The organism is Ottowia sp., from assembly GCF_035325765.1.
In the GTDB taxonomy this organism is placed as follows: Bacteria; Pseudomonadota; Gammaproteobacteria; order Burkholderiales; family Burkholderiaceae_C; genus Ottowia.
This window is the reverse complement of the sequence record NZ_DAOKZG010000038.1, coordinates 24,012-30,894: the sequence shown is the minus strand read 5'-3', so window position 1 is coordinate 30,894 and position 6,883 is coordinate 24,012. Positions and strand designations below refer to the sequence as shown.

Below are 6,883 nucleotides of genomic sequence, written 5' to 3'. Positions count from 1 at the left end.
GCGAGACCGAGGCGGTCTCGTGCTTGAGCAGGCGCTGCAGCAGCGGCAGCGAGAAGGCGGCGGTCTTGCCGGTACCGGTCTGCGCGGCACCCATCACGTCCTGGCCCGCCAGGACGACGGGAATCGCCTGGGCCTGGATCGGGGTCATGGTCTCGTAGCCCATGTCGGCCACGGCGCGCTTGAGGGGATCGGCCAGCGCGAGGTCGGAATAAAGCGTACTCATCTGAACCCCGTATTGTCGCATCAGTACGTCGCGCGCGTGCAACGGGGCGTTGCGGGACTGGTTGAGGCCCGAAAACCAGCACCCATGCGCAGAGGACGCAGAGATTTCGCAGAGAACGCAGAAGAGAAATCGAAAGGATTCTTCTGCGTCCTCTGCGCGACCTTCGCGTCCTCCGCGTATGGATGTCCTCTCTTGTGAGTCAGATGCGCGCTGCGCTCAAAGCCCCTGGGCGTTGAAGGTGTCGCAGGCCTGCACGCTGCCGGTCTTGAAGCCCTGGGTGAACCAGCGCACGCGTTGGGCACTGGAGCCGTGCGTGAAGCTGTCGGGCACGGCGTAGCCCTGGCTGCGCTTCTGCAGCGTGTCGTCGCCGATCTGCTGCGCCGCGTTGATGGCCGACTCGATGTCGCCGGCGTCCAGCCAGCCCTTGGCCTGCTGCGAATGCTTGGCCCAGATGCCGGCATAGCAGTCGGCCTGCAGCTCCAGGCGCACCGAAAGCTGGTTCTGCTGCGCCTGGCTGATGCGCCCGCGCATCGAATCCACCTTGCCGGTCACGCCCAGCAGGTTCTGCACGTGGTGGCCGACCTCGTGCGCCACCACGTAGGCACGCGCGAACTCGCCCGGCGCACCGAGCTGGCGCGTCATGGTGTCGAAGAAGTCCATGTCCAGATAGACCTTCTGGTCGCCCGGGCAGTAGAACGGGCCCATCGCCGACTGACCCATGCCGCAGGCGGTGGGCGTGGCGCCGCGAAACAACACCAGTCGCGGCGGCGCGTAGCGCGCGCCGCCCTGCTGGAAGATCTGGCCCCACACATCCTCGGTCGAAGCCAGCACGGTGGCGACGAAGGCGGCGTTGCGGTCGCCCGCCGGTGGCGCCTGGGCCGGACCCTGCTGTGCCTGTGGTGGGCCGCCGGCACCCGAGAGCACGCCGATGGTGGTGAGCGGGTTGATGCCGAACACGCCCCAGCCGATCAGCGCCAGCACGATGGTGCCGATGCCGATGCTGCGCCCGCCCAGGCCGAAGCCACCTCCGCCGCCGCTGCGGCGGTCTTCCACGTTGCCCGACTCGCGTTGTCCTTCCCAGCGCATGGCCTGCTCCCGTTGCCTCGAATCCGGATTTTCCAGCGACCGGATCGCCGCTCCGGACGGGATGCGGGCGATCGCCCGGTGCCGCGCCCGGCTCCAGCAGCGGGTCGGGCAGGGCGGCCAACCGTCACGCCGTGGCGCATCGAGCCGGGAATCTGGGTTAAATTGGCGCAATGGTAACGCCCGCATCGTCCCGCCAGCCCGCTGCCGACCCGGTGCAGCGTGACCGGGTTCTCGTGACCGGCTTCGATCCGTTCGGCGGCGACGCCGTGAACCCCAGCTGGCTGGCGGCCGAACGTCTCCATCGTCGCCGCATCGCCGGCCACCCGGTGGTGGCGGCACAGCTGCCGACGCAGTTCGGCGTCGCACTGCCCCGCCTGTACGCGCTGCTGACGCAATACCGGCCGCGCCTGGTGATCTGTCTGGGCCTGGCGGCCAACCGCCGGGCCTTGTCGCTCGAGCGCGTGGCGATCAACGTGCAGGACGCGCGCATCGCCGACAACGCGGGCGCGCAGCCGATCGACGAGCCGGTGCTGCCCGATGCGCCGGTGGCCTACTTCAGCAGCCTGCCGATCAAGGCCATGCTGGCGGACATCCAGGCCGCCGGCATCCCGGTCGAGGTGTCGCAAAGCGCCGGCACCTTCGTCTGCAACCAGGTGTTCTACGGCCTCATGCACCGCCTGACCACGGGGCGCGGCTTGCGGCGCACGCGCGGGGGTTTCGTCCACCTGCCGCCGCTGGTCGATCACGCCGCACATGGCCTGTCGCTCGACCAGATGGTCGAGGGCCTGCGCGTGGGGATCCGCACCGCGCTGGTCACGCAGCGCGACCTGCGCCGTCCGGCAGGTGCAGTGGCCTGATGCGCGAGTCTCCCATCCTGGATTCCGGCGCGACCGCCGCGCGCCTGCCCTGGACGGCGCTGGTGGCCGAAATCGAGGCCGTGTTGCGCGATGCGAGCGTGCGCGTGCCCGAACGCATCGTGCTGCCGACCGCGCAGGGCGCGGTGCTGTTCGTCATGCCGGCCTGCGACGCGCGCGTGGCGATGACCAAGTTGATCACCTTCACGCCGGGCAACGTCGCCACCGCGACGCCGATGATCCAGGGCGACGTCGTGGTGTTCGACGTGGCCCGCGGCACGCGCGGGCTGATTCTGGATGGGCCCACGGTGACGGCGCGGCGCACCGCCGCCGTGTCGGCGCTGGCGGCGCGCCGGCTGGCGCCGAACCCGCACGGACCCATGCTGGTGGTCGGCGCGGGCGTGCAGGGGCAGGCGCATGTCGAGGCGTTCGCGCAGGTGCTGGGCGTGCGGGAGTTCCGGATTGCCTCGCGCCGCCGCGCCAGTGCCGAGACCCTGGCCACGCAGGCGCGCGGCCTGGGCGTGCGGGCGGAGGTGGTGGACGACGCCGATGCCGCGCTGGCCGGCTGTCCGCTGGTGGCCACCTGCACGCCGGCGCGCGAGGTGGTGCTGCACGGCCCGCTGCGCGCCGACGCCTTCGTGGCCGCCGTTGGCGCCTTCACGCCGCAGATGGTCGAACTCGACGCCAGCGTGTGCCGCCACGTGGCCCGGCACGGCCGCATCGTGATCGATACGCCCGACGCCGAGCATGAGGCGGGTGACCTGCTGCAGGCCGGCGTGCCGGTGCAGGGCCTGCCGACGCTGGCGCAGGTGGTCGGCGCGGACGAGAGACCGGCGCGCGGGCCGGTGCTGTTCAAGAACTGCGGCTGGGCCGGCTGGGACCTGGCGGCGGCGCGGCTGGCGATGAAGGCTTGAACTCCGCAGTGGGAGCAGACCATCAAATGGCCACGGAGCAGGCCAGCCCGGCGGCAGTCGTGGCCGGGGTCTCCCTGGTCACCGGCTGCGTCTCCCCCTCCAGGCGAAGCCCCGGAGCGGGGGAGCCGCCGCAGCGGCAGTGGGGAGTCAGGCCTTCGGCAGCGTCACGCCCACCTGCCCCTGGTACTTGCCGCCGCGATCCTTGTAGCTGACCTCGCACACCTCGTCGCTTTCGAAGAACAGCACCTGGGCGCAGCCCTCGCCCGCGTAGATCTTGGCCGGCAGCGGCGTGGTGTTGCTGAACTCCAGCGTCACGTAGCCCTCCCATTCGGGTTCGAACGGCGTGACGTTGACGATGATGCCGCAGCGCGCATAGGTGCTCTTGCCGAGACAAATGGTGAGCACGTTGCGCGGGATGCGGAAGTACTCGACGGTGCGCGCCAGCGCGAAGCTGTTGGGCGGGATGATGCACGAGTCGCCCTGGAAGTCGACGAAGCTCTTTTCGTCGAAGTTCTTCGGGTCGACCACGGTGGAGTGGATGTTGGTGAAGATCTTGAACTCGGGCGCGCAGCGGATGTCGTAGCCATAGCTGCTGGTGCCGTAGCTGACGATGCGCCGGCCGTCCACCTCGCGCACCTGGCCGGGCTCGAACGGCTTGATCATGCCGTGCTCGGCCGCCATGCGGCGGATCCATCGGTCGCTCTTGATGCTCATGCTGCCTCGCTCATGAATTGATAGCTGTTTGCGCGCAATGGACAAGCGCAAAGGCCTTATTCTGCCTTGAGTTCATCGGCGCGATTCGCCGCAGGTCCTGCAAGTCCCGACTGCCATGCGCAGTGGATGCGAAGGATTCGCGGAGGACGCAGCACAAACCATGAGATCTTCTTCCGCGTCTCCTGCGGAATCTCTGCGCCCCCGCGCTCCGATGTGGGCTGGTCAGCGTGGAAGCGGCCCCCGCACGCCTTCGACGAGGTAGTTCATCTCCAGGATCTCGCGATCGCTGGCATGGCGGCCCTGGGGCACCTGCAACTGGCCCGTGTTGTCGCGCACCGGTCCGGCGAAGGGGTGCAGGCGGCCGGCGGCGATGTCCTGCTCGCGTGCCAGCACTTCGCGCCGCACGGCTTCCGGCACCCTGGGGCCGAAGCCTTCGATGCGCACCATGCCTTCCTTGACGCCGCCCCACAGGTCGCCGCTCTTCCAGCTGCCGTCGCGCAGCGCGCGCACGCGGGCGAGCTCGTAGGCTTCCCAGTGGTGCGTGACGGCGGCGAGCTGGGCGTGCGGCGCGACGCTGCGCATGTCCGAGTGGTAGGCGATGGCGAGCCGGCCGCGCTCCTCGGCCGCCTTCATGATGGCGGTGGACGCGCTGTGGAAGGCCAGCACGTCGGCGCCCTGGTCGAGCAGGACCAGCGCCGCCTCGCGCTCGCGCGGCGGGTTGAACCATTCGTTCAGCCAGACCAGCCGCACGCTGGCATCGGGTCGCACGCTGCGCAGGCCGAGCGTGAAGGCGTTGATGCCCTGCAGCACCTCGGGGATCGGGAAACCGGCGACGTAGCCGATCACGCCGGCCTGCGTCATGCGGCCGGCGGCGATGCCGGCCAGGTAGCGGCCCTCGTAGTAGCGCGCGTTGGCGGTGGCGACGTTGGCGGCGCGCTTGACGCCGGTGATGACCTCGAACCTGACCTGCGGGAAGTCGCGCGCGACGCGCAGCGCCGGCTCCATGTAGCCGAAGCTGGTGGTGAAGATGATGTCGTTGCCCTGGCGCGCCAGGTCGCGCAGCACGCGCTCGGCGTCCGTGCCCTCGGCGACGTTCTCGACGTAACGCGTTTCGACCTGGTCGCCCAGGGCCGCCTGCACCGCCAGGCGCGCGGCTTCGTGCTGGTGCGTCCAGCCGACGTCGGTGACCGGCGTGACGTAGACCCAGGTGGCCCGCGTGGGGGGCGGGGCGGCCGGTCCTTGCGCGTGCAAGGGGGCCCACAGGCAGGCGGCCGCGAGCGCGGCCACGAGGTTTTTGTACATGGTTGTCCTCGACATGGCCCCGGGAAGGAAGGCGGCCGCGCACGGGTGCTCGGGAGCGCCGGGTGCGGACGGGCAGGCACCACCAGGGGCGGCGGCGGGCGTGCCGGCGGCATTGTCGCACCGGCGAGGTTCCGCCCGGGGCGCTGATGCAGGGAAACCCCGTGGTGACGGGCGGCGGCAATCGCTACCATGCCAACTGCCATTGGCGCCGCGCGCCTTCACCGGTTTGTTAGCGGAGATCCCATGCCATGCAGCTGCCGCTGCGCATCGACCCGGCTGCAGGCAAGAGCCTGCAGCTGCAGATCACCGAGCAGATCCGCCTGCTGATCCTTGACGGCCGGCTGGTGGCCGGCGCGCGCATGCCGGCTTCGCGCCAGCTCGCGCAGGACCTCGACGTCTCGCGCAACACCATCATGGCGGCCTTCGGCCGCCTGATCGCCGAGGGCTTCCTGGTGGCACGCGAACCGACCGGCACCTTCGTGGCGGAGCGCGTCGCGCCTGAAGGGCCGGCGCTGCTGCCGCTGGTCGATGCCAGGCCGAGCGCCGCGGCCGAACAGCGGCGCCGGCGGCGCCTGAAGTTTCGCGGCGAGGCGCACGAGGTGGTCGCGCCCCATGGCCACGAGCTCGAGTTCGACTTCTGGGTCGGCCGCCCGGACGCGCGCCTGTTTCCGCTGCGGCACTGGCAGGCCCTGCTGATGCGCAAGCTGCGCACGGGGGCGCGTCACCTGTGCGAGTACGGCGATCCGCAGGGCGTGCTGGCGCTGCGCGAGGCGATCTCGGCCCACGTGGGCGCGACGCGCGGCATTGCCGCCGACCCGGCGCGCATCGTGATCACCAACGGCATCCAGGAGGGGCTCAACCTGCTGGCCTGGCTGCTGATCGCGCCGGGCGTCGAGGTGGTGGTCGAGGATCCGTGCTACCGTGGCGCGGCGCACGTGTTTGCTGGCCACGGCGCGACCCTGCGGCCGGTCGCGGTGGACCAGGATGGCATCGACTGCGCGGCGCTGCCAGCGGCGGCGCTGGCCTACGTGACGCCCTCGCATCAGTATCCGCTGGGCGTGACGCAGTCGCTGGCACGGCGCGAGGCGCTGCTGGCCTGGGCGGCGGCGGCCGGTGCCTACGTCGTCGAGGACGATTACGACTGCGATTTCTTCTACGATGGCGCGCCGCTGCCGGCGCTCAAGAGCCTGGATCGCAACGGCCAGGTGATCTACCTGGGTACCTTCTCCAAGAGCCTGGGGGCGGGCTTGCGCATCGGCTACATGGTGTTGCCGGCCGAACTGTGCGAGCCGGCGCGCAAGGCCAAGGCGCTGCTGAACAACTGCCAGCCCTGGCTGGAGCAGGCGGCGCTCGCCGCCTTCATCACCGAGGGCGGCTACGCCGAGCACCTGCGCCGCCTGCGCCAGCTTTACGCGGCGCGACGCAACCACCTGTGCGCGGCCGTCACCCATGGCCTGCCCGAGTGGCGTTGCAGCGGCGAGGGCGGCGGCATGCACCTGGTGGTGCAACTGCCCGCGCGGGGGCCGGACGCCCAGGCGGTGGAGCAACTGGCGCGCGCGCATGGCGTCGGCGTCTACGGGATTTCGCACGGCAATGCGCGGCTGTGGAACGTGGGCGGCGACGCAGCGCTGGAGCGCGTGCTGCTGCTGGGCTATGCGGCGCTGAGCGAGACCGAGGTGAGCGAGGCCCTGCTGCGCCTGCGCCAGGCGGTCGGCACCGGCGTCGTGAGTGAAGGATGACCCGGCGTCGCCCCAGGATCATTCGTGACGCCGGTGCCTGCCGGCGATCAT

At 70.7% G+C, this 6,883-nt stretch carries 7 protein-coding genes; 3 read left to right on the top strand and 4 right to left on the bottom strand.

What is annotated here, in order from left to right; genetic code table 11:
* Positions 1 to 223: DEAD/DEAH box helicase (locus PKA16_RS11970; RefSeq protein WP_324403458.1), on the bottom strand; the 223-nt coding region annotated here is incomplete at its 3' end.
* A 216-nt stretch (positions 224 to 439) separates the two neighbouring features.
* Complete coding sequence (locus PKA16_RS11965) at positions 440 to 1,309, bottom strand: neutral zinc metallopeptidase (RefSeq protein ID WP_324403457.1); 870 nt, start codon at positions 1,307 to 1,309, stop codon at positions 440 to 442.
* A gap of 170 nt (positions 1,310 to 1,479) precedes the next feature.
* Here PKA16_RS11965 and pcp point away from each other — a divergent pair, with 170 nt between their 5' ends.
* Both pcp and PKA16_RS11955 read left to right on the top strand, forming a co-directional pair.
* Positions 1,480 to 2,166: a pyroglutamyl-peptidase I gene (gene pcp / locus PKA16_RS11960; protein ID WP_324403456.1), complete on the top strand. Its 687-nt coding sequence runs from the start codon at positions 1,480 to 1,482 to the stop codon at positions 2,164 to 2,166.
* Complete coding sequence (locus tag PKA16_RS11955; protein WP_324403455.1) at positions 2,166 to 3,077, top strand: delta(1)-pyrroline-2-carboxylate reductase family protein; 912 nt, start codon at positions 2,166 to 2,168, stop codon at positions 3,075 to 3,077. Before pcp ends, PKA16_RS11955 begins: the two co-directional genes overlap by 1 nt.
* 147 nt (positions 3,078 to 3,224) lie before the next feature.
* On the opposite strand, the gene dcd is transcribed toward PKA16_RS11955, so the two are convergent.
* Both dcd and PKA16_RS11945 read right to left on the bottom strand, forming a co-directional pair.
* On the bottom strand, positions 3,225 to 3,791 hold the full coding sequence (gene dcd / locus PKA16_RS11950) for a dCTP deaminase (protein ID WP_324403454.1): 567 nt from the start codon (positions 3,789 to 3,791) through the stop codon (positions 3,225 to 3,227).
* A 222-nt stretch (positions 3,792 to 4,013) separates the two neighbouring features.
* Entirely contained in the window at positions 4,014 to 5,093 is a 1,080-nt protein-coding gene (locus PKA16_RS11945) for a BMP family ABC transporter substrate-binding protein (protein WP_324403453.1), read from the bottom strand.
* A 248-nt stretch (positions 5,094 to 5,341) separates the two neighbouring features.
* Between PKA16_RS11945 and PKA16_RS11940 the strand changes: the two genes are divergently transcribed.
* Complete coding sequence (locus PKA16_RS11940; RefSeq protein ID WP_324403452.1) at positions 5,342 to 6,832, top strand: PLP-dependent aminotransferase family protein; 1,491 nt, start codon at positions 5,342 to 5,344, stop codon at positions 6,830 to 6,832.
* Positions 6,833 to 6,883 lie beyond the last annotated feature (51 nt).